Origin of the sequence: Mycobacterium spongiae (genome assembly GCF_018278905.1) — a bacterium.
In the GTDB taxonomy this organism is placed as follows: domain Bacteria; phylum Actinomycetota; class Actinomycetes; order Mycobacteriales; family Mycobacteriaceae; genus Mycobacterium; species Mycobacterium spongiae.
Map to the genome: position 1 here is coordinate 896,217 of NZ_CP046600.1, position 26,653 is coordinate 922,869.

Annotated in this window: 26 protein-coding genes and 1 pseudogene; 13 read left to right on the plus strand and 14 right to left on the minus strand. The window is 67.0% G+C overall.

Annotated features, from left to right (window positions below):
- Positions 1-70: 70 nt before the first annotated feature.
- The 7 genes from hemL (at position 71) to F6B93_RS03550 (ending at position 7,462) form a co-directional block, all read left to right on the plus strand.
- Positions 71-1,411, plus strand: a complete 1,341-nt coding sequence (hemL, locus tag F6B93_RS03520; protein WP_211697762.1) for a glutamate-1-semialdehyde 2,1-aminomutase — start codon at positions 71-73, stop codon at positions 1,409-1,411.
- Positions 1,408-2,016: a histidine phosphatase family protein gene (locus tag F6B93_RS03525; protein ID WP_211697763.1), complete on the plus strand. Its 609-nt coding sequence runs from the start codon at positions 1,408-1,410 to the stop codon at positions 2,014-2,016. Before hemL ends, F6B93_RS03525 begins: the two co-directional genes overlap by 4 nt.
- 2 nt (positions 2,017-2,018) lie before the next feature.
- On the plus strand, positions 2,019-2,648 hold the full coding sequence (locus F6B93_RS03530; protein ID WP_211697764.1) for a TlpA family protein disulfide reductase: 630 nt from the start codon (positions 2,019-2,021) through the stop codon (positions 2,646-2,648).
- Positions 2,645-3,469, plus strand: coding sequence for a cytochrome c biogenesis CcdA family protein (locus tag F6B93_RS03535; RefSeq protein WP_211697765.1), 825 nt, complete (start codon positions 2,645-2,647; stop codon positions 3,467-3,469). Before F6B93_RS03530 ends, F6B93_RS03535 begins: the two co-directional genes overlap by 4 nt.
- Positions 3,470-3,534: 65 nt before the next feature.
- Positions 3,535-5,130 carry a cytochrome c biogenesis protein ResB gene (locus F6B93_RS03540; RefSeq protein WP_211699250.1) on the plus strand — a complete coding sequence of 532 codons (1,596 nt, stop codon included), beginning with the start codon at positions 3,535-3,537 and terminating at the stop codon, positions 5,128-5,130.
- Positions 5,127-6,113, plus strand: a complete 987-nt coding sequence (ccsB, locus tag F6B93_RS03545) for a c-type cytochrome biogenesis protein CcsB (RefSeq protein WP_211697766.1) — start codon at positions 5,127-5,129, stop codon at positions 6,111-6,113. Before F6B93_RS03540 ends, ccsB begins: the two co-directional genes overlap by 4 nt.
- A gap of 59 nt (positions 6,114-6,172) precedes the next feature.
- Positions 6,173-7,462 (plus strand): MinD/ParA family ATP-binding protein, encoded by a 1,290-nt coding sequence (locus F6B93_RS03550; RefSeq protein ID WP_425518491.1) that lies wholly within the window; start codon positions 6,173-6,175, stop codon positions 7,460-7,462.
- 11 nt (positions 7,463-7,473) lie between these two features.
- On the opposite strand, the gene F6B93_RS03555 is transcribed toward F6B93_RS03550, so the two are convergent.
- The gene (locus F6B93_RS03555) at positions 7,474-7,635 is read right to left on the minus strand and encodes a hypothetical protein (protein ID WP_211697768.1); all 162 of its coding nucleotides are present in this window, start codon (positions 7,633-7,635) and stop codon (positions 7,474-7,476) included.
- Positions 7,636-7,681: 46 nt separating this feature from the next.
- Between F6B93_RS03555 and F6B93_RS03560 the strand changes: the two genes are divergently transcribed.
- Positions 7,682-8,029 carry a DUF4229 domain-containing protein gene (locus F6B93_RS03560; RefSeq protein ID WP_211697769.1) on the plus strand — a complete coding sequence of 116 codons (348 nt, stop codon included), beginning with the start codon at positions 7,682-7,684 and terminating at the stop codon, positions 8,027-8,029.
- Between the two features lie 30 nt (positions 8,030-8,059).
- On the opposite strand, the gene fabH is transcribed toward F6B93_RS03560, so the two are convergent.
- Positions 8,060-9,070, minus strand: a complete 1,011-nt coding sequence (gene fabH, locus F6B93_RS03565; RefSeq protein ID WP_211697770.1) for a beta-ketoacyl-ACP synthase III — start codon at positions 9,068-9,070, stop codon at positions 8,060-8,062.
- A gap of 183 nt (positions 9,071-9,253) precedes the next feature.
- Positions 9,254-10,126 (minus strand): 1,4-dihydroxy-2-naphthoate polyprenyltransferase, encoded by an 873-nt coding sequence (locus F6B93_RS03570; RefSeq protein WP_211697771.1) that lies wholly within the window; start codon positions 10,124-10,126, stop codon positions 9,254-9,256.
- A 74-nt stretch (positions 10,127-10,200) separates the two neighbouring features.
- Here F6B93_RS03570 and F6B93_RS03575 point away from each other — a divergent pair, with 74 nt between their 5' ends.
- Both F6B93_RS03575 and F6B93_RS03580 read left to right on the plus strand, forming a co-directional pair.
- On the plus strand, positions 10,201-10,983 hold the full coding sequence (locus F6B93_RS03575) for an S-methyl-5'-thioadenosine phosphorylase (RefSeq protein ID WP_211699251.1): 783 nt from the start codon (positions 10,201-10,203) through the stop codon (positions 10,981-10,983).
- Entirely contained in the window at positions 10,980-12,020 is a 1,041-nt protein-coding gene (locus tag F6B93_RS03580; protein WP_211697772.1) for an NAD-dependent epimerase/dehydratase family protein, read from the plus strand. The genes F6B93_RS03575 and F6B93_RS03580 overlap by 4 nt, the downstream gene beginning before the upstream one ends.
- A gap of 78 nt (positions 12,021-12,098) precedes the next feature.
- Here F6B93_RS03580 and F6B93_RS03585 read toward each other — a convergent pair whose 3' ends face one another.
- Positions 12,099-13,625 (minus strand): DUF7937 domain-containing protein, encoded by a 1,527-nt coding sequence (locus tag F6B93_RS03585; protein WP_425518526.1) that lies wholly within the window; start codon positions 13,623-13,625, stop codon positions 12,099-12,101.
- A gap of 355 nt (positions 13,626-13,980) precedes the next feature.
- Here F6B93_RS03585 and F6B93_RS03590 point away from each other — a divergent pair.
- The 3 genes and pseudogenes from F6B93_RS03590 to F6B93_RS03600 form a co-directional block, all read left to right on the plus strand.
- Positions 13,981-15,753, plus strand: a pseudogene (locus F6B93_RS03590) (DUF7159 family protein); the annotation flags it as partial.
- A 370-nt stretch (positions 15,754-16,123) separates the two neighbouring features.
- Positions 16,124-16,780 carry a glycosyltransferase family 2 protein gene (locus F6B93_RS03595; protein ID WP_211697773.1) on the plus strand — a complete coding sequence of 219 codons (657 nt, stop codon included), beginning with the start codon at positions 16,124-16,126 and terminating at the stop codon, positions 16,778-16,780.
- Entirely contained in the window at positions 16,777-17,439 is a 663-nt protein-coding gene (locus tag F6B93_RS03600; RefSeq protein WP_211697774.1) for a TIGR04282 family arsenosugar biosynthesis glycosyltransferase, read from the plus strand. The genes F6B93_RS03595 and F6B93_RS03600 overlap by 4 nt, the downstream gene beginning before the upstream one ends.
- Before the next feature lie 39 nt (positions 17,440-17,478).
- On the opposite strand, the gene F6B93_RS03605 is transcribed toward F6B93_RS03600, so the two are convergent.
- The 10 genes from F6B93_RS03605 to fadD8 form a co-directional block, all read right to left on the minus strand.
- The gene (locus F6B93_RS03605; protein WP_211697775.1) at positions 17,479-18,831 is read right to left on the minus strand and encodes a hypothetical protein; all 1,353 of its coding nucleotides are present in this window, start codon (positions 18,829-18,831) and stop codon (positions 17,479-17,481) included.
- Between the two features lie 50 nt (positions 18,832-18,881).
- Entirely contained in the window at positions 18,882-19,973 is a 1,092-nt protein-coding gene (gene menE / locus F6B93_RS03610) for an o-succinylbenzoate--CoA ligase (RefSeq protein ID WP_246540989.1), read from the minus strand.
- Between the two features lie 59 nt (positions 19,974-20,032).
- On the minus strand, positions 20,033-20,335 hold the full coding sequence (locus F6B93_RS03615; RefSeq protein WP_211697777.1) for a DUF3349 domain-containing protein: 303 nt from the start codon (positions 20,333-20,335) through the stop codon (positions 20,033-20,035).
- 67 nt (positions 20,336-20,402) lie between these two features.
- Positions 20,403-20,693: a hypothetical protein gene (locus F6B93_RS03620; RefSeq protein WP_211697778.1), complete on the minus strand. Its 291-nt coding sequence runs from the start codon at positions 20,691-20,693 to the stop codon at positions 20,403-20,405.
- Entirely contained in the window at positions 20,693-21,946 is a 1,254-nt protein-coding gene (locus F6B93_RS03625; protein ID WP_211697779.1) for an inorganic phosphate transporter, read from the minus strand. The genes F6B93_RS03620 and F6B93_RS03625 overlap by 1 nt, the downstream gene beginning before the upstream one ends.
- A 96-nt stretch (positions 21,947-22,042) precedes the next feature.
- Positions 22,043-22,450 (minus strand): VOC family protein, encoded by a 408-nt coding sequence (locus F6B93_RS03630; protein ID WP_211697780.1) that lies wholly within the window; start codon positions 22,448-22,450, stop codon positions 22,043-22,045.
- Positions 22,451-22,463: 13 nt separating this feature from the next.
- Complete coding sequence (locus F6B93_RS03635; protein ID WP_211697781.1) at positions 22,464-23,102, minus strand: maleylpyruvate isomerase family mycothiol-dependent enzyme; 639 nt, start codon at positions 23,100-23,102, stop codon at positions 22,464-22,466.
- A gap of 21 nt (positions 23,103-23,123) precedes the next feature.
- Positions 23,124-24,008, minus strand: a complete 885-nt coding sequence (locus F6B93_RS03640) for an SDR family oxidoreductase (protein ID WP_211697782.1) — start codon at positions 24,006-24,008, stop codon at positions 23,124-23,126.
- 32 nt (positions 24,009-24,040) lie between these two features.
- Positions 24,041-24,943: a 1,4-dihydroxy-2-naphthoyl-CoA synthase gene (locus tag F6B93_RS03645; RefSeq protein ID WP_211697783.1), complete on the minus strand. Its 903-nt coding sequence runs from the start codon at positions 24,941-24,943 to the stop codon at positions 24,041-24,043.
- 96 nt (positions 24,944-25,039) lie between these two features.
- The gene (fadD8, locus tag F6B93_RS03650) at positions 25,040-26,641 is read right to left on the minus strand and encodes a fatty-acid--CoA ligase FadD8 (RefSeq protein WP_211697784.1); all 1,602 of its coding nucleotides are present in this window, start codon (positions 26,639-26,641) and stop codon (positions 25,040-25,042) included.
- Positions 26,642-26,653: the final 12 nt, after the last annotated feature.

Below are 26,653 nucleotides of genomic sequence, written 5' to 3' on the forward strand. Positions count from 1 at the left end.
CAACGGCGGGCCGCGCAGACTCTTACACCCTGTAGTTGGGCGGGGCGCTTGGGCTGGGACACTGGTTTCCATGGTGAGCACTGGCCAGACCGCCGCCCAGGCTAGGGGCGTGGGCACCTCGGCTCGGCTGTTCGAGGATGCCTGCGCGGTTATTCCTGGCGGGGTGAATTCGCCAGTGCGCGCATTTACGGCGGTCGGCGGAACCCCTCGTTTCATCACCGAAGCTCACGGCTGCTGGCTCACCGACGCTGACGGCAACAGATACGTCGATCTGGTCTGCTCGTGGGGGCCGATGATCCTCGGGCACGCGCACCCGGCTGTTGTCGAAGCTGTCACCCTGGCCGCGTCCCGAAGCCTGTCTTTCGGGGCGCCGACGCCGACAGAGACTCAACTGGCCACCGAGATCATCGAGCGGGTAGCGCCGGTCGAACGCATCCGGCTGGTGAACTCCGGTACCGAGGCCACGATGAGCGCTATTCGGCTGGCCCGGGGTTTCACTGGCCGGGCCAAGGTCGTCAAGTTCTCCGGTTGCTATCACGGGCATGTGGACGCGTTGCTGGCGGACGCGGGTTCGGGCGTGGCCACGCTGGGTCTGCCGTCTTCTCCCGGGGTCACAGGAGCGGCCGCGGCTGACACGATCGTGCTGCCCTACAACGACATTGATGCGGTGGTGGGGACCTTCGCCCGGTTCGGAGACCAGATCGCTGCCGTGATCACCGAGGCCAGTCCGGGGAACATGGGCGTCGTCCCGCCTGGGTCGGGTTACAACGCGGCGCTGCGTGCCATCACAGCCGACCACGGCGCGTTGCTGATCGTCGACGAGGTGATGACGGGGTTCCGGGTCAGCCGAAGTGGTTGGTACGGAATCGATCCGGTCCCCGCGGACCTATTCACGTTCGGCAAGGTCATGAGCGGCGGATTGCCCGCCGCGGCCTTTGGTGGGCGGGCCGAGGTGATGCAACGTTTGGCGCCGCTCGGCCCGGTGTATCAAGCCGGGACCCTGTCGGGCAACCCGGTGGCCATGGCCTCCGGGCTGGCGACGCTGCGAGCCGCCGACGATGAGGTCTACGCCGCGCTGGACGCCAACGCTGATCGCCTCGCCGGGCTGCTCGGTGAGGCGTTAACGGGTGCGGGTGTAGCGCATCAGATCTCGCGCGGCGGCAACATGCTGAGCGTGTTCTTTACCGACACCCCGGTGACCGATTTCGCGTCCGCGCGGGCCAGCGAAACGTGGCGTTATGCCCCGTTCTTTCATGCGCTGCTGGATGCGGGCGTCTATCCGCCGTGTAGCGCTTTCGAGGCGTGGTTCGTCTCGGCCGCCCTCGATGACACGGCGTTCGATCGCATCGCGGGGGCCGTGGGCGTTGCGGCCGCGGCAGCTGCCGCGGCCCAGGAGGGGGAATCCCGATGAGCGAGCAGACCCGGGTGCACGTGGTGCGGCACGGCGAGGTGCACAACCCCACCGGCGTGCTCTACGGGCGGATGCCCGGGTTCCATCTGTCCGAGGTCGGTCGGGGACAAGCGGTCGCGGTGGCCGCGGCGCTGGCAGAGCGCGACATCGTCGCGGTGATCGCCTCTCCACTGCAGCGGGCTCAGGAAACCGCCGCTCCCATTGCCGCGCGGCACGATCTCTCGGTGGACACCGATCCGGACCTCATCGAGTCGGCCAACTCCTTCGAGGGAAGGCGCATCGGCCCCGGCGACGGGGCCTGGCGTGACCCTCGGGTGTGGTGGCGCCTGCGTAATCCGTTCACGCCCTCGTGGGGCGAGCCGTATACCCAGATCGCGGACCGAATGACGACGGCGGTGGACAAGGCGCGCGCTCGCGCCGCCGGTCGCGAGGTCGTGTGTGTCAGCCACCAGCTGCCGGTGTGGACGCTGCGGCTGCATCTGACCGGCAGGCGGCTGTGGCACGACCCGCGCCGCCGGGACTGTGCCCTGGCGTCGGTGACCTCGCTGCTCTACGACGGTGACCGACTGGTCGACGTGGTGTATTCGCAGCCGGCGGGCGGTTGACCATGAGGGGGCTGCTGATCACCGTGGCGGTGTGTGCAACGGTCGTGACCGGACTGCTCGCCGGCTGTTCCGGTCGCGACGCCGTCGCTCAGGGTGGCACGTTTGAATTCGTCTCACCCGGTGGCAAAACCGACATCTTCTACGATCCGCCCGCGGACCGCGGGCGCCCCGGGCCACTGGCCGGCCCGGACCTGATGGATCCATCCCGCACGCTCTCGCTCGACGATTTTGGTGGCCAGGTGGTCGTCGTCAACGTGTGGGGGCAATGGTGCGGGCCATGCCGTGCCGAGGTTAGCCAACTCCAGCAGGTGTACGAAGCCACCCGCGGCCTCGGGGTTTCTTTCCTGGGGATCGATGTCCGCGACACCCGTCAGGCAGCCCAGGACTTTGTCACTGACCGCCACGTAACTTTCCCTTCGATTTTCGACCCGGCGATGCGCACCCTCATCGCGTTCGGCGGCAAGTACCCGACCACCGTCATTCCGTCCACGTTGGTGCTGGACCGCCAGCACCGAGTGGCGGCGGTGTTTTTGCGCGAATTGCTGGCCGAAGACCTGCTGCCGGTCATAGACCGGGTGGCGGCAGAGACCGGGCAACCTGAGGCGGGCCACACTCCGCCTGGACCCCAATGAGAGGGTTCACCGAGATCGCCGCCACGGGACCGTTGCTGGTGGCATTGGCAGCGTGCGCGTTGGCGGGGTTGGTGTCGTTCGCGTCGCCTTGCGTGATCCCGCTGGTGCCGGGGTACCTGTCGTATTTGGCTGCTGTTGTCGGGGTCGACGTTGTCGGCGAGGCTGGCCGCGCGCGATCCGATGCGCCATCCGATGGCCAGGCGGGGTCGGGTGCCCTCAAGGCTCCGCCGGCCGCGCGGTGGCGGGTTGCCGGATCGGCCGTTCTTTTCGTGGCGGGCTTCACCACGGTGTTCGTGCTCGGCACTGTCGCCGTGCTGGGGATGACCACCACGCTGATTACCAACCAGCTGGTGCTGCAGCGAGCCGGCGGGGTGCTGACCATCGTCATGGGGCTGGCGTTCGTGGGCCTGATACCGGCCCTGCAGCGTCAAGCGCGGTTCACCCCGCGGCAGGTGACGACGGTGGCGGGGGCGCCGCTGCTTGGTGCGGTCTTCGCGCTCGGCTGGACACCGTGCTTGGGGCCGACGCTGACGGGGGTGATCACCGTCGCTTCGGCCACCGAGGGGGCCAACGTGGCGCGGGGGATCGTGCTGGTAATCGCCTACTGCCTTGGGTTGGGGATACCGTTCGTGCTGCTCGCGTTCGGTTCGGCGACGGCGGTGACGGGCGTGGGCTGGCTGCGCCGACACACGAGGGCCATCCAGGTCTTCGGTGGTGCCTTGCTGATCGCCGTGGGCGTGGCCCTGGTCACCGGGGTGTGGAACGAGTTCGTTTCGTGGCTGCGGGACGCGTTCGTGACCGACGTGAGGTTGCCGATTTGAGCCCGCGAGAAGTGGCGCGTCTGCTCGCGCAGAGGGCGCGCAATACCTGGCGCACGTTGACGTCGATGGGCACCGCGCTCGTGCTGTTGTTTCTGCTTGCGCTCGGCGCGATACCCGGGGCGCTACTCCCGCAGCGCAGCCTCAACGCCGGCAAGGTCGCCGACTACCTCGCCGCCCATCGGCGGATCGGCCCGTGGCTGGACAGGCTGGGGTTTTTCGACGTGTTCTCCAGTTTTTGGTTCACCGCAATCTATGTACTGCTGTTCGTATCCCTTGTCGGTTGTCTGACACCACGGATGGTGGAGCACGCCCGCAGCTTGCGAACCAAACCGGTCGCAGCTCCGCGCAACCTGACCCGGCTGCCCAAGCACAGCCACACACACATCGCCGGCGAGCCCGCCGCGCTGGCGGCAACGATCGCCGGTCGACTGCGAGGTTGGCGCACGATCGTCCGGGACGACTCCGCGTCGGTGCCGCCAACCATAGAAGTGTCCGCCGAGAAGGGCTACCTGCGCGAATTCGGCAACCTGGTGTTCCACTTCTCGCTGCTGGGTCTGCTCGTCGCGGTAGCGGCCGGCAAACTCTTCGGCTACGAGGGCAATGTGATCGTCATCGCCGACGGTGGCCCCGGTTTCTGCTCGGCGTCGCCGGCCGCCTTTGACTCATTCCGCGCCGGCAACACCGTGGACGGCACGTCCCTGCGCCCGATCTGCATCCGGGTCAACGACTTTACGGCGCACTACTTGCCGTCGGGCCAGGCCACCTCGTTCGCCGCGGACATCGACTATCAGGTTGGACGCGATCTGGCCGCCAACACGTGGCGTCCGTACCGTCTGGAGGTCAACCACCCGCTGCGGCTCGGTGGTGATCGGGTGTACCTGCAAGGTCATGGTTACGCACCCACTTTCACGGTGACGTTCCCGGACGGACAGAACCGCACGTCGACCGTGCAATGGCGCCCCGACAACCCGCAGACGCTGCTGTCCTCGGGTGTGGTGCGCGTCGACCCGCCCGCCGGCAGCTACCCGGACCCCGGCGAGCGTCGAAAGCGCCAGATCGCGATCCAGGGCTTGCTGGCGCCCACCGAGCAGCTCGATGGCACCCTGCTCTCGTCGGGCTTCCCAGCGCTCAACGACCCGGCGGTGGCTGTCGATATCTACCGTGGCGACACCGGCCTCGACAGCGGGCGACCCCAGTCGCTGTTCACCCTGGATCCCCGCATGATCGAGCAGGGCCGGCTGATCAAGGAGACGCGGGTGAACCTGCGTGCCGGCGAGCAAGTGCGGCTCGAGCAGGGTCCGGCGGCAGGCACCGCGATCCGTTTCGACGGTGCCGTGCCCTTTGTCAATCTGCAGGTCTCCCACGACCCCGGGCAGGTCTGGGTGCTGGTCTTCGCCATGACGATGATGGCCGGACTGTTGGTGTCGCTGGTGGTGCGCCGCCGCCGCGTGTGGGTTCGGCTGGCGCCGGCGCCAGAATCGGCAGGTACGGTGAACGTCGAGCTGGGCGGCCTGGCGCGCACCGACAACTCTGGGTGGGGTGACGAGTTCGAGCGGTTGGCTGAACGCCTGCTGGCTGGGCTCGGCGAGTCGGATGCGACCTCAGCCGACGAGTCGGCCGCCATCAGCGTACGAAGGAGTTCTGCGGTGGACGTCACATGAACACGCTGCACATCAACGTCGGGCTAGCCCGGTACTCGGACCTGGCGTTCACGTCGGCCGTCGTGGCGCTGGTGGTCGCGCTGGTGCTGTTGGCTTTCGAGCTCGCATACGTCCGCGACCGCAAGCTGGCAGCGGTGGCGGCACCAGCCGGATCGGTGAGCAACGACAGCTCCAGACCAGGCGTCGTGGCTGATGATTCGCCGCGACCGTTCGACGAACGCGTCGGACGCGCCGGGCTGGCCGTGGCCTACCTAGGCATCGGGCTACTGCTGGCGTGCATTGTGCTGCGGGGCCTGGCCACGCTGCGGGCGCCCTGGGGCAACATGTATGAGTTCATCAACCTAACGTGCTTGTCCGGGCTGGTCGCCGGTGCCGTGGTGCTGCGCCGCCCGCAGTATCGGCCGTTGTGGGTGTTTGTTCTGGTCCCGGTGCTGGTCCTGCTCACGGTGTCCGGACGCTGGCTCTACGCCAACGCTGCACCCGTCATGCCGGCGCTGCAGTCGTACTGGCTGCCGATTCACGTATCGGTGGTGAGCCTCGGTTCGGGCGTGTTCCTGATCGCTGGTGTTGCCAGCATTCTGTTCCTGCTACGCACCTCACGGTTGGCGGATCGCGAGCAGGGCCAGGGCGCTGCGGGCGCGCTAGCACGGGTCGTCGACCGGCTGCCGGATGCCCAGACCCTGGACCGGCTCGCCTACCGGACCACGATCTTCGCGTTCCCGGTGTTCGGTTTCGGCGTGATATTCGGTGCGATCTGGGCCGAAGAGGCCTGGGGCAGGTATTGGGGCTGGGATCCCAAAGAGACGGTGTCCTTCGTCGCATGGGTGGTGTACGCGGCTTATCTGCATGCCCGGTCAACGGCGGGATGGCGGGATCGGAAGGCGGCCTGGATCAATGTTGCTGGATTCGTCGCCATGGTCTTCAACTTGTTCTTCGTTAACCTGGTGACTGTCGGCCTGCATTCCTACGCGGGGGTTGGCTGACAGTTCGCCAGCGATCGACCGGAGTAGTTGCAGCATGAGGCCGCAAAAGGGGCGTGCGCGTGTCTGAGCATCCAACGACGGGGGCGCCCCGGCGCTCCCCGGATGGCGAAGGTGCGGCGGATCATCCGACTGTGCAGTTGCCGCGTCAGCAATACTGCGCTGATCCGCCCGCAGAAACCGGTGACTCAACACCGAGCGGATCTTTTGCGGCATTTCGCACCGAGCAGCAGGCCCCTGCTCCCGGGGACGACGCGACGGGCGCGGTCCCGCAGACGGCATCCGCCGAATCGCCGCCCTGGGATTCGGAACAGGCTACCGGGCCGGTAGCCGGCCTTCCGCGAGTCGACCCGACCGCATTCGGCGCGTATTACGGCGGCCCGACCGACCCGCCCCCGCAGCCGCCACACCGCCCGGAGCCAGCGTCACATTCGCGCTACCCCGAACTGTCCACCAGCATGCTGCTCCGCCAGCCCAAACCACCCCCCTCGGAGGGGTGGCGGCGGTTGCTCTACATGCTGTCCGGACAGCTGGTCAACTTGGGCGAGGGTCCCCGCGCCACTCACTACAACGATCTGGTGGCACGCGTGAACCGGCCGTTGCGGGGTTGCTACCGCATCGCGCTGCTATCGCTGAAGGGTGGTGTTGGCAAGACCACCATCACCGCGACGCTGGGAGCCACGTTCGCGTCGCTGCGCGGTGACCGGGTAATAGCCGTGGACGCCAACCCGGAGCGTGGCAACCTGGGCGAGAAGGTCCCGGTGGAGACGCTGGCGACCGTGCGGCACCTGCTGCGCGATGCCGATGACATCGAGCGCTACAGCGATGTCCGCGGCTACACGTCGCAGGACTCGAGCGGACTGGAAGTGCTGGCTTCGGACCCCGACCCGGCTGTTTCGGAGGCTTTCAGCGCCGACGACTATACGCGGGCTCTGGAAATGCTGGAGCGGTACTACGGCCTGCTGCTCAGCGACTGCGGCACCGGGCTGCTGCATTCGGCGATGTCGGCGGTATTGGCCAAGTCCGATGTGCTTGTCGTGGTCAGTTCGGCTTCTATCGATGGCGCGCGCAGCGCCTCGGCGACGCTGGACTGGCTGGAGGAGCACGGCCACGAAGACTTGGTGCGTAACTCCGTCGCCGTCGTCAACGCGGTGCGGCCCAGCTCCGGCAAGGTCGACCTGCAAAAACTGATCGAGCACTTCTCCCGGCGTTGCCGCGCGGTCCACCTGGTGCCATTCGACCCGCACCTTGAGGAAGGCGCCGAGATCACTTTGGAGCGGCTCAAGCGAGAGACCCGACTAGCGCTCACCGAACTGGCGGCCGTGGTGGCCGAGGGCCTCCCCAGTGACTAGCAACGGTGCGGCTAACGCGGGTTGTTGTCGCCGTGCCCCAAGCGCCACAAGAACTCCGGATCGTCGTCGGGTCCGATAACGCGTGTCTTCGGGCGGGCGAGCTGGGACCGTGCAGCGCGCCAGCCAATGTAGATCAGCGTCCCCAGGACCAGGATCAGGAGCAGGTAGAGCACTCAACACCTCCTGAGATCGAATATACCCGCGCCGTAGGCTCTGACTGTGTCCGAAGCGCCCAGGGGCAAGACCGCCCGGAGCCGTGTTGTTGTCGATGTAGTGGTCTACGCGGTGGCCAGGCTGCTGCTGGTGGCGGTGCTCAGCGCCGCGATCTATGGGATTGGGCGACTCGTCGGAGTGACGGAATTCCCGCTGGTCGTTGCGGTGCTTTTCGCCCTGATCATTGCGATGCCACTGGGTATCTGGCTCTTTAGCCCCCTGCGTCGGCGCGCTACGGACGCGCTCGCGGTCGCCGGCGAGCGCCGGCGTACCGAGCGTGACCGGCTCCGGGCGCGACTGCGTGGTGAGCCGGCACCGGACGAGGGGTCCGACGAGGTCGTTGACGGGGAGTGAAACCGCTGGCTGCGCCTTTCGGCGCCACCGTCACGAGCCGGGCGGCATCCTGACGACTTGGGCGGCGTAGCTCAGGCCGGCACCGTAACCGATCAGCAGAGCCAGGTCGCCGGGTGTTGCTGTGCCGGTTTCCAGCAGTTGGGCCATCGCCAACGGGATGGAAGCCGCTGACGTGTTGCCCGTGTGCTCGATATCGTTGGCGACAACGGCATCCGGTCGTAGTTCGAGGTTCTTGGCCAGCACTTCGTTGATTCGGCTATTGGCCTGGTGGGGGATGAAGACGTCGATCTCGTCAGGCCTGACCCCTGCCGCGTCCAGGGCCGCGCGCCCGACTTTGCCCATCTCGAACGCGGCCCAGCGGAAGACGGCGGTACCTTCAAGCCGCAGAAATGGGCGCGGGCCCGTCGGGTTGTCGGTATAGGAGATCCAGTCGATGTCCTGGCGAATGGCGTCGGCCTGGCTACCGTCGCTGCCCCAGACGGCCGGCCCGATTCCTTGCGTCGGCGTGGTGCCTATCACGACGGCAGCGGCGCCGTCGGCGAAAATGAAGCAGTTGCTGCGGTCCTGCATGTCCACAGTGGGGGATAGTTTCTCGGTGCCGATCACCAGCATCGTGCCGGCGCTGCCGCCCCGGATCATGTCGGCAGCGACGCCAAGCGCGTACCCGAATCCCGCGCACCCCGCTGCCAGATCGAATGCGGGTACGGCCGTTGCGCCCAGTGCCGCTGCGACCATCGGGGCCGACGCGGGGGTCTGCAGGAAATGGGTGCTGGTGGCGACGATCACACCGTCGACGCCGGAACCATCGAGTGAGGCGCTCGCCAGCGCTCGCTGACTGGCCTCGACCGCCATCGACGTTGCGGACTCGTCGTCGGCAGCGAACCTGCGGGTCTTGATACCGGTTCTCGAGTAGATCCACTCATCGGACGAGTCGATGTTTAGGCAAATCTCGTCGTTGGTGACCACCCGCTTGGGGCGGTACGCCCCGATACTGAGCAATCCGACGCTCTTGGCGCCGCTGGTTGTGGCGATCTCCGTCATAGCCTTCCTCGGTTGGTTATTCAGGCTTGTCGGACCTGATCGACTGTAGACGCGGTCGGCGTGGCCGGTGGCCGCAGGTCGCTACCTTCAGTGTGCAATCCCGGCGCCATCCTGCCCAGGGCATACCGACGGTTGCTCTTGTCGGGTAGGTGGCCTTGTTTCCGTTAGGTGGCCGTGTTTCCGTTAGGTGGTCAGAGCCAATGCCCCCGCCACCGCGATCGCCCACACGAGCATCGCCAACCCGGTGTCGCGCAGTACCGGAATCAACTCACGCCCGCCGCGACCGGATCGAACCGGGCCGAGGGCCCGCAGCGCCAGCGGCGCCGCCAGTAATCCGGCCGCGCACCATGGCGCCGCGATCATCAGCACCCCGGTCGCGATTGTGGCGGTGGCCAGCAGTGCCTGGTACAGCACCCGGGTGCGTGCGTCGCCAAGCCGCACCGCCAGCGTGATCTTGCCCGATAGCGCGTCTGTCGGGATATCCCGCAGGTTGTTGGCCACCAGTACTGATGACGACAACGCACCGGTGGCAACCGCCAGCACCAGCCCTACCCAGTCGACGCGCAGCGCCTGGGTGTACTGGGTACCGAGGACAGCGACGAGGCCGAAGAACACGAAAACCGCGACCTCGCCAAAGCCCGAATAGCCGTAGGGTTTCGACCCGCCGGTGTACAGCCAGGCGCCGGCAATGCACACGGCTCCGACCGCGATCAGCCACGGCGCGCTGAGCAGGGCGAGCGCGCAGCCGGCCGCGGCACCGACCGCCAGTGCCACCATTGCCGCGGCCAGCACCGTTCGGGCGGGGGCCAGGCGTGAGCCCACCAACCGCGCCGGGCCAGTCCGGTCGTCGTCGGTGCCCCGGATCCCGTCGGAGTAGTCGTTGGCGTAATTGACCCCGATAGTCAGTGCGATCGCGACAGCCATGGCCAGCAGCGCCCTCCACCACACCGCCGCGTCCAGCCAGGCGGCGGCGCCGGTGCCCGCGACAACGGGTGCCACTGCGTTGGGGAGGGTCCGCGGCCGCGCGCCGGAGATCCACTGGCCGAAACTTGCCATCAGGCCATCCTGCCAGGATGGCCGCGCAGCCCCGTGCCTGCGACCAAACGTGCGGCATGAATGACAATGAGCGGATGCTCGGAGTGATCGGCGGTAGCGGCTTCTATACGTTCTTTGAGCCCTCGGGGTCGTCGGATACCGTCAATCCGCCCACGCCGTATGGTCAACCCAGCGCCCCTATCACGATGGGCACGATTGGGGAGCACGAGGTCGCGTTTCTGCCCCGGCACGGTGCACATCATCAATACTCGGCGCATACCGTCCCGTACCGGGCCAACATGTGGGCGCTGCGTGCGCTCGGGGTGCGGCGGGTTTTCGCGCCGTGCGCGGTGGGTAGCCTGACCCGCGAGCTCGGTGCCGGCGTGGTCGTGGTGCCCGACCAACTGGTCGATCGCACCAGCGGCCGGGCCGACACGTATTTCGATTCCGGCGGTGTGCACGCCACTTTTGCCGATCCCTACTGCCCCGCGCTGCGGGCAGCGGTCACCGACCTGCCCGGGGTGGTCGACGGCGGGACCATGGTGGTGATCCAGGGTCCGCGCTTTTCCACCCGCGCGGAAAGCCAGTGGTATGCCAGCGCCGGGTTCAGTCTGGTCAACATGACCGGCTATCCCGAGGCGGCGCTCGCTCGTGAGCTCGAACTATGCTATGCGGCAATCGCTTTGGTGACCGATGTGGACGCAGGTGTTGCCGCGGGAGACGGTGTGAAGGCCGCCGACGTATTCGCTGCGTTCGAGGAGAATATGAAACTGCTCAAGACGCTGGTGCGCGGCGCGATCGATCGGGTTGGGTCCGAGCCCACCTGCACGCACTGTCTGCGGCACGCGGGTGTCACGTTGCCGTTCGAGTTGCCATGAGAGTCCTCGTGACCGGAGCGGCCGGTTTCATCGGGTCGCGGGTCGGCGAGGTGCTGCGCGCCGCGGGTCATGACGTTGTTGGCGTCGATGTGTTGTTGCCTGCCGCCCACGGTCCGAACCCCGTGATGCCGCCGGGATGCCACCGGGTTGATGTCGGCGATCCCGGCGCGCTGGGTCCGATGTTGGCCGGTGTCGACGTGGTGGTTCATCAGGCGGCGATGGTGGGTGCCGGCGTGGACGCCGCAGACGCACCCGCTTACGGCGGGCATAACGACTTCGCGACCACCGTGTTGCTGGCGCAGATGTTCGCTGCGGGGGTCCGCCGGCTTGTGCTGGCGTCCTCGATGGTCGTCTACGGGCAAGGCAGGTACCGCTGCCCGGCGCACGGTCTCGTTGATCCGCTGCCGCGACGGCGCGCGGACCTTGATGCCGGGAATTTCGAGCACCGCTGTCCGCTCTGTGACGAGGCACTGCGGTGGCAGCTCGTCGATGAGGACGCCGCGCTACGGCCACGCAGCTTGTATGCGGCTAGCAAGACCGCGCAAGAGCACTACGCGCTGGCCTGGTCGGAGTCGACCGGCGGATCGGTAGTGGCGCTGCGGTACCACAACGTTTACGGTCCCGGCATGCCGCGTGACACGCCGTACTCGGGTGTGGCGGCGATCTTTCGTTCGGCGTTGGAAAAAAACGAGCCACCGAGGGTCTTCGAAGACGGCGGTCAAATGCGTGATTTCGTTCATGTCGACGACGTGGCCGCGGCTAACCTCGCCGCGGCACACCTGATTGAATCCGACCATCACGGTTTTGCCGCGGCCAACGTGTGTTCCGGCCGGCCCATCTCGATCCTGGACGTGGCGACCGCGCTCTGCGACGCGCGTGGTCGCTCGGTGTCGCCCGTCATCACCGGCCAATACCGCAGCGGCGACGTGCGTCACATTGTCGCCGATCCTGCACGCGCGACCAATCTGTTGGGGTTTCGTGCGGGCGTCGATCCGCAGGCAGGGCTCCACGAATTCGCGTTCGCGCCTCTTCGCTGACCCGAAGCCTGTCACCGAAATCGAGGTCGGTGCGGTGTCGTGTCGACCTTTGACGGGCGGCTGTCGATCTCGACGTCGCTAAGGCCGGTAGATCTTCGGGCTCACGTGTGGCGTCGGCTCGGTTGACCGAAAGATCCGTGGCGATGCGGCCGGTCCGGCGTCGGGATCGGGAGCCGTTTGGCGCTGTCGGCTCGCCGGGTGTCGTGGGCTTTCCGACGTCCGGCGAAGCCGGCCGATGATGATGGCAGCCGCGAGGACGCCGATCGCGAGGCCGCACAGCACCACGTCGAAGATGCTGGTGATCTGTTGGGCGAGATTGTTTCCATAGACCGGGTTAGCTGGCGCGCCAGGCGATGTTTCGAAGCGCGGAGCCAAGACGATGCCGACGATGATCCGCGACGCGCTGAGAGTGACGAGGAGTCCAAACAGGGATGAGATCAGCCGCGCGGGCGCCGCCTCCGCGGCCAGGTAAAAGCGCAACCATAGCGCCAGGGCCGCTGTGGCGAGATCGAACGCGACCAGCGTCATGGTGTCGTAGCGCGAGTAGGGGAAGTTCAACATCACCGCGGTGATCAGGTCGGTGACCCTCATTGCGACTGAACTCAGGCACCACACGGCGATAAGCGTCAGGGAGCTCCGCGCCGCCGCCTGCCAGACGCTCTTGGCGATCGGTGGTGCGTTGGAGGATCTGAATAATGTCAGCGGCGCGAACAACGCCGCGCCCGCCGCCCACACCAGATAACCCTCGTACCCGACCCCGGCCGTCGACGTGTTCTGGGCAATGCCGTGAAAGGCGTCGATTTCGCGGCCGATGGGAAGAACCCACACCAGGATCCCGGCGACCAGAGTCGACGCTCCGAGCCAGATCACCGCGACTCGGTTGGCCTCGGTGGCTCGAAGTAGCCAGCGGGAGGCAACCAGGACCGCGATCAGCGCTACCACACCGTAGACGACCGCGGTGCTGATGACCGCGATGTTCTGCCGGCCGAATCCGGACCCACTCGCGGAGGGCTGCAACGCGTAGCGCACTCGCCAGCACAGGTTGAAGCCGGTGTTGAGCGCGGCGGCGAACATCGAGCCGTAGCCGATAACCTGCGCCGCGCCCAGCCAACGGGTGTATTTGTCATCGCGAGCAGCTGTGTCAGTGATCACCGGTTGGGCGCTCAAGAGTGCGCCGGTGATGCCGAGCCACGCTCCTGGCCCGACGCCACCGGGTACGTGGACGGTCCCGCCGGAACGGATCGTCTGCACTGAGTCGAAGACGACGAAGGCGGCCACCAGGACGATGTAGGGCAGGTTGAGCGCGAGACGCAGCCGGCCGGCGAGGACAGGGTTCGATTGCGAGCCCGAGGGTCGCCCGGGCCCGGCGTATGTGACGACGAGAGACAGCAACGACAGCAGCGTCACCGCCAACAGAAGCCCCGACACCGACCTGCTGGTGTTCGGGATGCGGAAACCGAAGTACAGGTTCCACGGGAAAAACAACGCGGCGACGACCAAGGCGCCCGCGGTCAGGTCGCGGGCGGTGTTGCGGCGGCGCCCCGAGTCCCGAGCGGGGTCCGTATGGTGGTCCGGTCCGGTCGGGTCGGGAGGCTGCTGTTGCACCTCCTCACCCGCGATGGGGCCGGTGGGTGGGTCGTCGGTGCTCTGGCTCACGATCTCCCCGTACGCTTGGGTCGGCTTGGGTCGGCTTGGGTCGGCTTGGGTCGGCTAGGGTCGGGTACTGCTGATAGCGGTTCGCCGGGAGCGAAACTCTGCAGGAGCGACCGCGCTGCTCGTAGCGACACATTCTCCGTTCGACGCGGCTTCGTGCTGGCTATCCTGCAGTTTTTGAATCCGATTAGGCTGCGCTCGTACCGGAACCTCGTCGCGCGAACGACGAATACTGTCGACGGTATCCCAGTGTAGTGATGCCGGACATTGCTGGTTACGGGGTGGCCAGCCGAAAGTGAGCGGAAAATTGGACGTCGTTTTGGGGGTGGCGGTCGCGGGTGGGGTCGCGCGCCTGGCCCTTGTCGAGTCGGGCGCGGCGGACTCCAGCGTGATCGACCAATCCTCGGTCGACGTGGCGGAGAATCCTGTCCAGATATTGACCGAGACGGTGGTGGGCACGGATCGGTTGTTGGCGCAGGAGAGCCACCGGCTGGTCGCCACCGGGCTGTGCTGGTCGGATCAGGATAAGGCTGACGAGCTGCGCCAGGCGCTAGACAACTCCGGTGTCGCTGACGTCGAGGCACTATCGGAGGCACAGGCCGCCACAGCGCTCTTAGGGTCGGGACGTGCCGGTTCGGCCGTGCTGGTGGTCGGCGATGAGACGGCAACGCTGTCGGTACCGGGTGAACTATCGGCAGCGGGTGAGCAGCACGCGCCGCCGACCGTTTTGGCTGCCGCTCTGGTGGAGGGCGCCGACGCCGAGGCCGTTGATGAGGCGACGTTCGATACCTTGATGGCCCCGCTGCGCGACCAGCCCCCCGGTGATGTCGTACTGGTGGGCACCTCCGCCGAGCACACCGCGGTTCTTGCCGATCAACTTCGTGCGATGTCGGCCATGCGGGTGCAGATCCCCGACGATCCCACGTTCGCGCTGGCGCGCGGCGCCGCGATGGCGGCCGGCGCGGCGGCTGGTTCGGCGACGATTTCTCAGCCGGTCTCGGGTGACGACGCCACCACCTTCCTGCCCCAAGTCGAGGCCGGGCAATCCAGCGCAGAAGACGATCAGCTGGCATATTCGCAGGCCGGCGACGACGAACTGCTTCCCGTTGAGCCGATGGACGACTACGGCGATGATGGCGATGGCGATGGGGATGCTGAGACGGGGCCGGCCCGCCTCAGCACACGGTCGCTGCTCATCGGTAACGCTGTCGTCGCGTTCGCGGTGATCGGATTCGCTTCGCTGGCGGTCGCGGTGGCTGTCACCATCCGCCCGACAGCGGCGTCGGCGCCGGTGGAAGGCCACCAAAACGCCCAGCCGGGGAAGTTCTTGCCCCTGTTGCCGACACAGCAACAGGCGCCGGTACCGCCACCCCCGCTGGATGACCCCACCGCGGGATTCCAGGGCGGCACCATTCCGGTTGTCCAGGGGGTGGTTCCTCGGCCGGGAGCCGGGACGCCGCAGGCTCCGGCCCCCGCGGTTCCCGGCGTTGTGCCCGTTCCGGTGCCCCTCCCGGTTCCGGGCTTTCCGTTTCCGGGTTTGCGGCCAGGGCTACCAATACCGCCGACCGCGACAGTGACGAGGCCGACGAGGCCGACGAGGCCGACCAGGCCGACGACGCCGCCGACCACGCCGCCGACTACGGCGACGACGAAGCCCCCGACAACGACGAAGCCCCCGACGACGACGAAGCCGCCGACGACGACGAAGCCGCCGACGACGACGAAGCCGCCGACGACGACGAAGCCGCCGACGACGACGAAGCCGCCGACGACGACGAAGCCGCCGACGACGACTGCGAAGCCCGTCACACCGACGACGGTTGCGCCGACGACGGTTGCGCCGACGACGGTTGCGCCGACGACGGTTGCGCCGACGGCTGCACCGACCACGGTTGCGCCTACGGTTGCGCCGCAGCCGACACAGACTGTGGCTCCCCAGCCCATACAAACTGTGGCTCCCCAGCCAACACAGACTGTGGCTCCCCAGCCGATACAAACTGTGGCCCCGCAACCGACGCAGCCGGCTCCGCAGCCCCCCTCGGGCGGTGGTTCTGCCGGTGGTGGTTTGCCCAGTGGCGGTTCGCCCAGTGGTGGTTCGCCCGGTGGTGGGTCACTGGGTGGTGGTTCGCCCGGTGGTGGGTCACTGGGTGGCGGTTCGCCCGGTGGTGGGTCACTGGGTGGTGGTTCGTCGAGTGGCGGGTCACCGGGCGGTGGTTCGTCGAGCGGTGGTTCGCTCGGTGGTGGTTCCTCAGGCGGTAGTTCCTCGCGCGGCGGTTCGTCAGGTGGTAGTTCCTCGGGCGGCAGCTCCTCGAGAGGTGGCTCATCGGGTGGTAGTTCGTCAGGCGGTAGTTCGTCGCGCGGTAGTTCCTCTGGTGGCGGTTCGTCGCGCGGCGGTTCGTCGAGCGGCGGTGGCCACTCCTCGGGGCGCTGACACCCCCTAAGGTCGCTGTATGTCCAGCGATGCGGTGACGGTGGTCTTGCCCTGTCTGAACGAAGAAGAGTCCCTACCGGGGGTGCTGGCCGCGATTCCGGCCTGCTACCGGGCGCTGGTGGTGGACAACAGGAGCACGGACAACACCACCGCAGTAGCCGAGCGCCACGGTGCCCGGGTAGTGGCGGAACCGCGGGCCGGGTACGGCTCGGCTGTACACGCCGGCGTCGTCGCGGCGAGGACGCCCATCGTTGCGGTGATCGATGCCGATGGGTCGATGGATCCCGGTGACTTGCCCCGATTGGTCGCCGAACTCGAAAGGGGCGCGGACATGGTGACCGGCCGCCGGCGTCCGGTGCCCGGCTTGCACTGGCCGTGGGTCGCCCGCCTGGGAACCGTGGTGATGAGCTGGCGATTGCGTTCCCGTCACGGCCTGCCGGTGCACGACATCGCGCCCATGCGGGTTGCCCGCCGGGAAGCACTGCTGAATCTGGGGGTCACGGATCGACGGTCCGGGTACCCGCTGGAACTTCTAGTTCGCGCCGCAGCCTCGGGCTGGCGCGTCGTCGAGCTGGACATCGCCTACGGTCCCAGGACCGGCGGCAAGTCCAAGGTCAGCGGCTCGCTGCGCGGCAGCATCATCGCCATCCTGGACTTTTGGAAGGTGATCTCGTGAGCTGCCTGCCAGTGACCGTGCTGGTGGTCGCCAAAGCCCCGGAACCCGGCCTGGCCAAAACACGGCTCGCCGCAGCGGTTGGCGAGCAGGTCGCCGCTGATATCGCCGCCGCTGCGCTGCTCGATACGTTGGACGCGGTCGCCGCGGCGCCGGTGACCGCGCGGGTGGTCGCGCTGACGGGTGACCTGGATAGCGCCGCTTGCGCCCCCGAGATCCGCCGCCGGCTGCAATGTTTCACGGTAGTTGGCCAGCGCGGTGACAGCTTTGCCGACCGGCTTGCCAATGCGCATGCCGATGCCGCTGACGGGAATCCGGTGCTGCAAATCGGGATGGACACGCCACAGGTGACACCCGAGTTACTGGCCGAATGCGCGAGTCGCCTGCTCACTGCGCCGGCCCTGCTCGGGTTGGCCTGTGACGGCGGCTGGTGGGTACTTGGGGTACGCACTGCAGCGATGGCGGAGTGTCTGCGCACCGTCCCGATGTCGCAGCCGGACACTGGGCGACTCACGCTAAAAGCTCTGTCTGACAGAGGCATTGATGTATCTACCGTACAGATACTGGCTGATTTCGACCGCGTTGGCGACCTCGCCGGGGTCCGCGACGCCTGCCATCCCGAGAGTCGCTTCGCCCGAGCGACCTGGGCGGCCGGGCTCTGAGTCCTGCGTCGATGCCACCCTCGCGGTGAGCACGCCGCGCTACCAATTCGTGAAGATGATGCTGTTCAGGAGCAGGGCTCCGGCCGTGTTGACGGCCAGCCAGAACCGGTGCGACCGTGTCGGCAGTAGGGCTGGCGCGGCGGTCAGCCAGATGGTGAAGGGCAGCCAGATCCGCTCTGTCTCGGCTTTGCTCAGCATGCTCAAGTCGGCGAACGCAATGGCTGCCAGCATGGCCAGCAGCAGTAGGTGGAACCCGGACCGACGGCGGATAGCGGCCCGGTCGAACAGCCAACTGATGCCGGCCATGCTGCCCAACCCGATGGCGCATACGACGCACGCCAGGTTGGCCCAGACCCAGTATTGGAACGGTCGATCCTTGGCAATTCCCTGCCAATAACGCTGCTGTACCAGGGTATAGCCCTCGAACCAGACAAACCCCGCTACAGCAAACGCCACCGCCACCGCCGCTGCCGCCAGCACAGCGGGCCCGAGTGCCCGCAGAACCGGGCGCCAATCTGCCGCCGCGAACAACACGGCAACCGCAGGCAGCCCCATCAGTACCAGGCCATAGTTGAGAAAGACGGCCCAACCGAGCAGCAAGCCCGCCGCCGCGCCCGTCAGCGCCGGGAACCGGACTTTGCCATGTACCGCCAACGTGAGCAGCGCGATACCCCAGGCCGCGACCCCGGCAAAATATCCGTCGGCCGAGACGGCGACCCAAATCGCGGTCGGCGCGACGGCGACGAACGGTGCGGCCAACCGCGCGGTGTGCTCCCCAGCCAGTGCCCGGACGGCGATGATCACCGCGGCCGTCGCACTGGAGCCAACCAGCAGGCACAACAGGCCGGCCCAGGCGCCGCCCCCCAGGCCGATCCGGTCCAGCCACACGAACGTCAACAGCGCGCCGGGTGGGTGACCCGAGACGTGGGTGACCCACGAGTTGGGTTGAAAGTCGACAATCCGGCTGGAGAACGTCCGCACAGTGGCCGGGATGTCGGCGATGCCCGGTACCTGCCACAGATACTCGTCTCTGCTGGTCAGCCGGCCGACAAAGCCGCGTTGCCACCCGTCGATCATCGCCAGCGCAAACGCCCATGCCCCAGCGGTAGCCCAGGTGCCCAGGGTCAGCACTCGCCATGAGACCCGTTGCGCCACAATCGGCCCCCACAGCACCGCGGCCATGGCAATAAGGATTGCCGGTGCGGTTCCCCACCCGACGTGAGCGTCCCAATAGCCGAAGATCGGTGCTGCGCCGGCGTGCGCCCCGAAACGCTCCAGGCCGATGTCTCGCCGCGGTCTGACCCCGATATTGAGCCGCGGCAGCACGAACGCAGCTGCTACCAGGATCAGCCCGACCGCTACCCCCCAGACCTCCCGGCGCCCCGTCCTCACGATCGTCCAGCCTATTGACCGGGCCGGCTCAGGGATGGCGACGGGCCGCCTCAGCTCTCGGCGCTGGCGGTAAATCGCCGCTGCAACGCGGACCGATCGACCTTGCCGATACCGCGCAGCGGGAGCTCGGTCACGCAATGCAGTTCCCGGGGCGCCGCGGTGATATCGAGAGTCCGCGCGGCGTGTGCGCGCATGGCGTCGAGCGTCGGTGGTAGGTGGCCCGCGGCGACCACCACCGCGGCGACCACTCGCTGACCCAATCGGTCGTCGGCAAGTCCGAAGACCGCACACTCACGCACCGCCGGGTGGCTGCACAATGCGGTCTCGACGAGCTGGGGGAGGACGGTCAACCCGCCGGTGCTGATCGCGTCGTCGGCACGGCCTGCCACGGTCAGGACACCTGAATCATCGAGGTCACCGACATCGTCGGTGTGGAACCAGCCCGGGTCGGCGAACGGGTCGGGATCGACCGGGTTGCGATAGCCCTTCGCGAGTGTCACGCCGCCGATCGCGATGCGCGCGTCGGGTAGCACCCGCAACCGGACTCCGGCCAACGGGACGCCATCGTAGACGCAGCCCCCGGCGGTCTCGCTCATCCCGTAGGTGCGGACCACCGCGATTCCCGCTGACGCGGCGGCCCGCAGAACCGGGCGTGGCGCCGGTCCGCCACCGATCAATACCGCGTCCAACTCGGCCAAAGCCGCCGCCGCGGCAGAGTCGTCGAGCGCCTTGGCCAACTGGGCGGAGACGAGCGACGCGTACCGTCGCCCGGGCCCCAATCGTGCTACCGCGCTCGGCAGCTCGGTAACGTCGAAGCCACCCGAGACATCCAACTCGACGGGCGTGGAACCGGCCACCACGCTGCGCACCAGCACCTGTAGGCCGGCGATGTGATGCGGCGGCAACGCCAAGAGCCAGCTGCCCGGACCGCCGAGTCGGTCGTGGGTGGCCACCGCGCTGGCCGTCAGCGCGGCGGCGGTCAGCATCGCCCCCTTGGGCGAGCCGGTGGTTCCCGACGTCGTCACTACCAGGGCGACGTCGTCGTCGATGCTCTCTCCTACTCGCAACGCACGCAACACGGGACTGTCGCGCTCGGGGACCGGAACCACTGCCGAGTCAGCACCGTCCAGAACCCGGCGCAACGCGGGCAACAGCAACGAGGCCGCAGAACCCCCTTGGACCGCAAGCGCGCGCAGGACTGCTATGGGTGGTCCTCGCCGTCGCGCACGTCATCGAGGGGCCAGCCTTTGGCGGCCAACCGGGTGCGCACCCGCTGCATGTCCTCTGGTGACGGCAAGTTGTCGGTGACGTGGGTGATCACTACGCCAACGTCGATCCGGTCGAACTCGCCGCGCCGCATCAGTTGGGCGGCCACCGCCTTGACCTCGTCGTTGCTCAGTCGCCGGGAGAGTAGGGCCAGCACCGCGAAGTAGTCGGTCGGCGGAATCCCCTCGGGGTAGCCCGCGCGCAGCCAAGAGACGATCGAGGTAAGAAACCGGTTCACGCCATACAACTTCCCGTCAGGACTGTCTGCAGACCTCTCAAAACCTATGTCAGGGACATGTTTGACACTACGTCGGATCGGCGCCGAGAAAGGCCCAACCGGTGTGATGCGCGATGTAGTCACGGGCGATGTAGAGCACCCCCAGGATGACCACCGCGACGACCAGCGCATAGATTGCCCAGGCGAGCGCGATCAGCACTGGGTTGCGGTGGGGTGTCGCGCCGCCTGTGCCGATTTCGCCGACGCCAGCGGCATGCAGCCGCACTCCGAGCGCGAACACCCCCGGCAGCGCGGCTCCGGCAAGCAGGCTGAAGACCAAGATCTTGAGGGTGGCCTCGTAGTTGAACCACTCGCTCATCAGCTGTTCCTCGCGGTCGTCACCGCGCCGTCCGTGCCCACCTTCGGTGCGCGACCATCGGGTTGCGGCATCGGAGGTGCGGGCGGCTTTCCATTCGAAGTCGGCTCCTGAGCGTTGTCGAGACCGGCGGTCAAGCTGCCCTCCCATTCGGCGTTGACGTTCTTGTGGTCGACTTTCGCCTTGCGGGATTGCTGGTAGATGGCGGCCGCTACCGCGACCAACAGGGAAAAGCCGATGATCGCGCCGGGGTATCCGCCGATGAGGTGCACGATCCAGTAGGTGATCGCGCCGACGAGCCCAGCCAACGGAAGCGTGACCAGCCAAGCGACCGCCATCCGCCCGGCTATCCCCCAGCGCACCTCGGCGCCGGGCTTGCCCACTCCGCTGCCCAGCACCGAACCGGTGCAGACCTGCGTCGTGGACAACGCGTAGCCGAAGTGCGCGGACAGCAGAATCACCGCGGCCGATGACGACTCAGCCGCCATTCCTTGCGGGGACTGGATCTCGACGAGCCCCTTGCCCAGGGTGCGGATGATGCGCCACCCGCCCAGGTAGGTGCCGAATGCGATGGCTACCGCGCAGGACACGACAACCCATAGCGGCGGAACGCTGGCTGAAGTGCTGACTGCTCCGTAGGACATCAGCGCCAGGAAGATCACGCCCATCGTCTTTTGGGCGTCGTTGGTGCCGTGCGCGAGCGAGACCAAGGAGGCTGAACCCCACTGGCCGTACCGGAAGCCAGCGTTGGTGCGTTTCTCCGGGACACCACGGGCCAGCCGGTAGACCAGCGAGGTGGAAATCGCCGAGATGGCGACGGCCAGCACCGCGGCAATGACAGCCGGGATGAGCACTTTGGAGGTGATGCCCCTCCAGATCACCCCGTGCAAGCCCACGGCGGCGATGGTGGCCCCGACGATGCCGCCGACCAGAGCGTGCGAGGAACTCGACGGAATGCCGAGCAGCCAGGTCAACAGGTTCCAGACGATGCCGCCCACCAGGCCGGCGAAGACCAGTTCGAGTGTGACCAGGTTCGCGTCGATCAGACCCTTGGCAATCGTCGCCGCGACCGCTGTCGACAGGAACGCACCCACCAGGTTGAGTACGGCTGACAGTGTCACCGCGGCCTTGGGCGCGAGCGCGCCGCTGGCGATGGAGGTCGCCATGGCGTTGCCGGTGTCGTGGAAGCCGTTGGTGAAGTCAAACACCAATGCGGTGATGACGACAACGATCAAGAGGAACAACTGGAGGTTCACAGCGCCCAATTCTGCTGGTCGGGGTGTTCCGTTGTCGAACGCACGAGTTCGCGAATTGCAGGTCCCTGGCACTCGTTGCCAGATGTTACCTAGCAGTTAACCAGATGTTCCCCGACGTTCACCTCGGGTGTCCCGGCGCAGCGGGTGATCGGGGGGCACCTCGATGAAGATCAACGTGACGCCATCCGGGTCGGTTACGTGCATCTCGTGCAGGCCCCAAGGTTCGCGCCGCGCCTCGCGCGCGATCGACACCCCCCGAGCTATCAGCTCGGACTGGGTGGCCTCCAGGTCACGCACCTGCAGCCACAGCGCGCCGGGGAATGGCCCGCGGGAGTGATCGGGTGTCCCGAATCCGGCCAGTTCGAGGAGCGACTGGCCGGCGAAAAACACTGTGCCCGCACCGTAGTCACGAGCGATCGCCAACCCGATCTCGTCGCGGTAGAAGCTCAACGACCGCTGATAGTCAGCCGGCCGAAGCAGCATCCGACTGGCCAGAATCTCCATGACCTCGTGTTTATCACGACGGGCACCGGCGGCGCAGGGTCTCCGCACCGGGACCGGTGAGGTCGTCGCACGCCGCGCCGCGGCCGGTCATGGCCAGCAGTAGGGACAGGAGGGGGCCCTCGACTCCGGCTGTTTTGGGGTCACCCTGCCCGTGTTGCCATGCGTCGTCGGTGGCGTTCAAGGTGAGTCCGGCGACTCGGCTCTTCGAGCCGATGAGCAGGTTGGAGCCCTTGTAGAAGTCGATCACCTGCCGAACCGCTTCGGTGGGGTAGGTGTGCGAGATACCCAAGGGACGACGGATGTCCTCGCCGTGGATCATGACCTCGCCGAGCCAGGAGATCTTCGGGCCCGGAGGTGCGGAGGTGGAATGCTGCAAGCCGCCGAACGTGCTGAGGGTGACGGCAGCATCGGGGCCGCGCTGCTTCGCGATCTGTGCATTCGCGAACCGGTCGAAGTTGAACCCCGCCCTGGCCATACCGAGGAAGAACTTGGGTGGGTTCAGCGAGGCGGTCGCCGACAGATGCGCGACGACGTCGCGGACCGTCCAGCGCGTGCACAGTGACGGCGCGTCCCATTGCGATGACGTCAGGTTGGCGAGGTCTGCGGCGAGTGCGCCGCGCTCGGCAGAGATCGTGCTCCAGACATCAGACATGACAAACTCCCGTCGGTCGGATCAACTGTCCAATCGGTTGCTGCGCCGCTGCATGAGTGCGTTCACCCACCGCGGGCCAATGCTGTCCAACGCGTTGACGGCGACGGCGACCCGCGGCGCGATTCGTACCGGCCGGGTGCGCGCGGCGGTCACCATCCAACCGGCCGCTTCGGCAGGGCTGAGCGCGGGCATCCCGTCGTAGGCCTTCGTGGGTTTGATCATCGGCGTGTCCACCAGCGGGTAGTACAGCGTCGTCGAATGCACGCCCCGACCTCCCCATTCGGTTTCGACAACCCGGCTGACCGACGCCAGCGCGGCCTTCGATGCGTTGTACACCGAAAACAGCGGCGACGCCTCTGACAGCACCCCCCAGGTCGCGACGTTGATGATGTGACCGTCGCCGCGCTCGAGCATGCCCGGTGCAAGTCCGCGGATCAGCCGCAACGGAGCGTAGTAGTTGAGGATCATCGTTCGCTCGACGTCGTGCCAGCGTTCCAACGATGCGGCCAGCGGTCGACGAATGGACCGACCGGCGTTGTTGATGAGGATGTCCACCCCGCCGATGCGCTCGTCCACGTCGGCAACCAGCGCGTCGATTGCGTCCATATCCGAAAGGTCGCATGGCACCGACATTGCTCTGCCGCCTGCCCTCGTGATCCGGTCGGCCAGGGCGTCCAGCAGCTCCGGGCGCCTGGCGACCGCAACCACCGTGGCGCCGTGGCGGGCGAACTGCTCTGCCGCGGCGGCTCCGATGCCCGACGAAGCGCCCGTGAGCAGGATGCGCTTGCCGTCGAGGCCGACCGGCGTCATCGCGGGCCGATTGATCAACAGCTGCGGTGAGATCGGCGGCCGCATACCCGTCAGCGCAATGTGTTCGGTCAACCGGCGAAGCGGGCTCTTGCTCACAGGTGGGGAGTCTAGGCCGACGCCGGCGGCCACTAGAAATACCGGGGATAGTTGCTCCAGTCCGGTGCGCGCTTTTCCAGGAATGCGTCGCGGCCCTCTACGGCTTCGTCGGTCATGTAGGCCAGCCGGGTTGCCTCACCGGCGAACAACTGCTGACCTACCAGACCATCGTCCAGCAGGTTGAACGCGAACTTCAACATCCGTTGGGCCTGCGGCGATTTGGCGTTGACCTCGGCCGCCCATTCCAGTGCTACGGTTTCCAGCTGTGCGTGGTCGACAACCGCATTGACCGCGCCCATCTGGTGCATCTGCTCGGCGGTGTAGGACCGGCCCAGGAAGAAGATCTCCCGGGCGAACTTCTGCCCTACCTGACGGGCCAAGTATGCGCTGCCATACCCGCCGTCGAAGCTGCCGACATCGGCGTCGGTCTGCTTGAAGCGAGCATGCTCGCGACTGGCCAGGGTGAGGTCGCACACCACGTGCAGGCTGTGGCCGCCGCCCGCCGCCCAGCCGTTCACCAGGCAGATGACCACCTTGGGCATGAACCGAATCAGCCGTTGCACCTCCAGGATGTGCAACCGGCCTGCGCGAGCCGCATCAACGGTATCCGCGGTCTCGCCGGACGCGTACTGGTACCCGGACCGCCCGCGAATTCGCTGATCGCCGCCAGAGCAGAACGCCCACCCGCCGTCGCGCGGGCTGGGCCCGTTGCCGGTCAGCAGGACCACTCCGACGTCGGGGGACATGCGGGCGTGGTCGAGCACCCGATACAGCTCGTCGACGGTGTGCGGGCGAAAAGCGTTGCGCACCTCCGGACGGTTGAAGGCCACCCGCACCGTCGCGTCGTCGACGTGGCGGTGATAGGTGATATCGGTCAGATCGTCGAAGCCGTCAACGAGCTGCCACGCCCGTGCGTCGAATGGGTTGTTGGTCACGGCTGTTGAGCTCCATCCTGGTTGATCACCGCCGATTGTGACGCCACCGTCACGTTGGGTCGCAAATGTGGCTGTGGCGTCACGCTCGGCGGGCGGTCACCCCACGGCGCGGCCGGAGCCCTCCCAAAACCGTGCCCGGACGGCCTTCTTGTCTGGCTTGCCCAAACCGGTCAACGGTAGCGAGTCGACGACGACCACACGCTTGGGCGACTGTACCGAGCCCTTGCGTTCCTTGACCGCGGCCTGGATCTCGGCGGTCATGGCCTCAATGGACGCATCATCGCGCGCCGCGTCGGAGCGCAGCACCACCACCGCGGTGACAGCCTCGCCCCATTTCTCGTCCGGGGCACCCACCACGCACACTTGGGCAACGGCGGCATGTTCGGCGACGACGTCTTCGACTTCGCGCGGGAACACGTTGAATCCGCCAGTGACAATCATGTCCTTGACTCGGTCGACGATGTAGTAGAAGCCGTCCTCGTCTTCCCGGGCCATGTCGCCGGTGTGCAGCCATCCGTCTTTAAAGGTCTGCGACGTCTCGTCAGGTAAGTTCCAGTAACCGCCAGCCAGCAGCGGCCCACCGACACAGATTTCGCCCGGCTCGCCCAGTGGCACCGGCTGGCCATCCTCGCCGAGCAACGCGACGCGCGCGAAGAGAGTGGGCCGCCCGCATGAGGTCAGTCGTTTGTCGTCGTGGTCCGTCTTGGCGAGATAGGTGATCACCATCGGCGCTTCGGACTGCCCGTAATACTGGGCGAAGATCGGACCGAACCGGCGAATCGCCTCGGCCAGCCGCACCGGGTTGATCGCCGAGGCGCCGTAGTACACGGTCTGCAGCGATGACAGGTCCCGGGTGTGCGAATCCGGGTGGTCCATCAGCGCATACAACATCGACGGCACCAACATCGTCGCCGTAATGCGTTGATCTTCAATCACTTTGAGCACCTCGGCGGGATCAAACTTGGCCAGCACGATCATCTCGCCGCCTTTGATCAAAGTGGGGGTGAAAAACGCCGCACCGGCATGTGAGAGCGGCGTGCACATCAAGAACCGGGGGTTGGCCGGCCACTCCCACTCGGCCAGCTGGATTGAGGTCATCGTGGAGATCGATTGCGCGGTGCCCATCACCCCCTTGGGTTTGCCGGTGGTGCCGCCGGTGTAGGTCAGGCCGATGATCTGCTCCGGCGGCAGATCGGCGGCGACCAGCGGCTGTGGCTGATACTTAGCCGCTTCGGCCGCCAGATCGACAGCCACATCCTGCAGCGAATCGGGCACCGGGCCGATCGTCAGAATCTGTTTGAGCGAGTCGACCTTTTCCAACAACCCCAACGCGCGCTCGACGAACATCGGGTTGGGGTCGATAACCAAGGAACTGATGCCGGCATCGGACAGCACATACGCGTGATCGTCCAGCGAACCCAGCGGGTGCAGCGCGGTGCGTCGGAAACCCCGGGCCTGGCCGGCGCCAATGATCATCAGCACTTCGGGACGGTTGAGCGACAGCAAACCGACCGCGACCCCGGTGCCGGCGCCCAGCGCCTCGAACGCCTGGATGTACTGGCTGATCCGGTCGGCCAGCTGACCGCCGGTCAGCGTGGTGTCGCCGAGGAACAGCACCGGCTTGTTCTTGTGGCGCTTGAGGGCGCCCACCAGCAGGTGGCCGTTGTGGGTCGGATTGCGCAACAGCTCGTCAGTCATAGTGCAAGACTA

Bases quoted from the DNA above. Each gene is read 5' to 3' on its own strand.
- F6B93_RS03580 (WP_211697772.1), top strand. From the start codon at position 10,980: ATGAGAGTCCTCGTGACCGGAGCGGCCGGTTTCATCGGGTCGCGGGTC.
- F6B93_RS03525 (WP_211697763.1), top strand. From the start codon at position 1,408: ATGAGCGAGCAGACCCGGGTGCACGTGGTGCGGCACGGCGAGGTGCAC.
- F6B93_RS03570 (WP_211697771.1), bottom strand. From the start codon at position 10,126: ATGGCAAGTTTCGGCCAGTGGATCTCCGGCGCGCGGCCGCGGACCCTC.
- F6B93_RS03630 (WP_211697780.1), bottom strand. From the start codon at position 22,450: ATGGAGATTCTGGCCAGTCGGATGCTGCTTCGGCCGGCTGACTATCAG.
- F6B93_RS03540 (WP_211699250.1), top strand. From the start codon at position 3,535: ATGGGCACCGCGCTCGTGCTGTTGTTTCTGCTTGCGCTCGGCGCGATA.
- F6B93_RS03635 (WP_211697781.1), bottom strand. From the start codon at position 23,102: ATGTCTGATGTCTGGAGCACGATCTCTGCCGAGCGCGGCGCACTCGCC.
- F6B93_RS03620 (WP_211697778.1), bottom strand. From the start codon at position 20,693: ATGAGCGAGTGGTTCAACTACGAGGCCACCCTCAAGATCTTGGTCTTC.
- fabH (WP_211697770.1), bottom strand. From the start codon at position 9,070: ATGACGGAGATCGCCACAACCAGCGGCGCCAAGAGCGTCGGATTGCTC.
- F6B93_RS03595 (WP_211697773.1), top strand. From the start codon at position 16,124: ATGTCCAGCGATGCGGTGACGGTGGTCTTGCCCTGTCTGAACGAAGAA.
- F6B93_RS03530 (WP_211697764.1), top strand. From the start codon at position 2,019: ATGAGGGGGCTGCTGATCACCGTGGCGGTGTGTGCAACGGTCGTGACC.
- fadD8 (WP_211697784.1), bottom strand. From the start codon at position 26,641: ATGACTGACGAGCTGTTGCGCAATCCGACCCACAACGGCCACCTGCTG.
- hemL (WP_211697762.1), top strand. From the start codon at position 71: ATGGTGAGCACTGGCCAGACCGCCGCCCAGGCTAGGGGCGTGGGCACC.
- F6B93_RS03575 (WP_211699251.1), top strand. From the start codon at position 10,201: ATGCTCGGAGTGATCGGCGGTAGCGGCTTCTATACGTTCTTTGAGCCC.
- F6B93_RS03535 (WP_211697765.1), top strand. From the start codon at position 2,645: ATGAGAGGGTTCACCGAGATCGCCGCCACGGGACCGTTGCTGGTGGCA.
- ccsB (WP_211697766.1), top strand. From the start codon at position 5,127: ATGAACACGCTGCACATCAACGTCGGGCTAGCCCGGTACTCGGACCTG.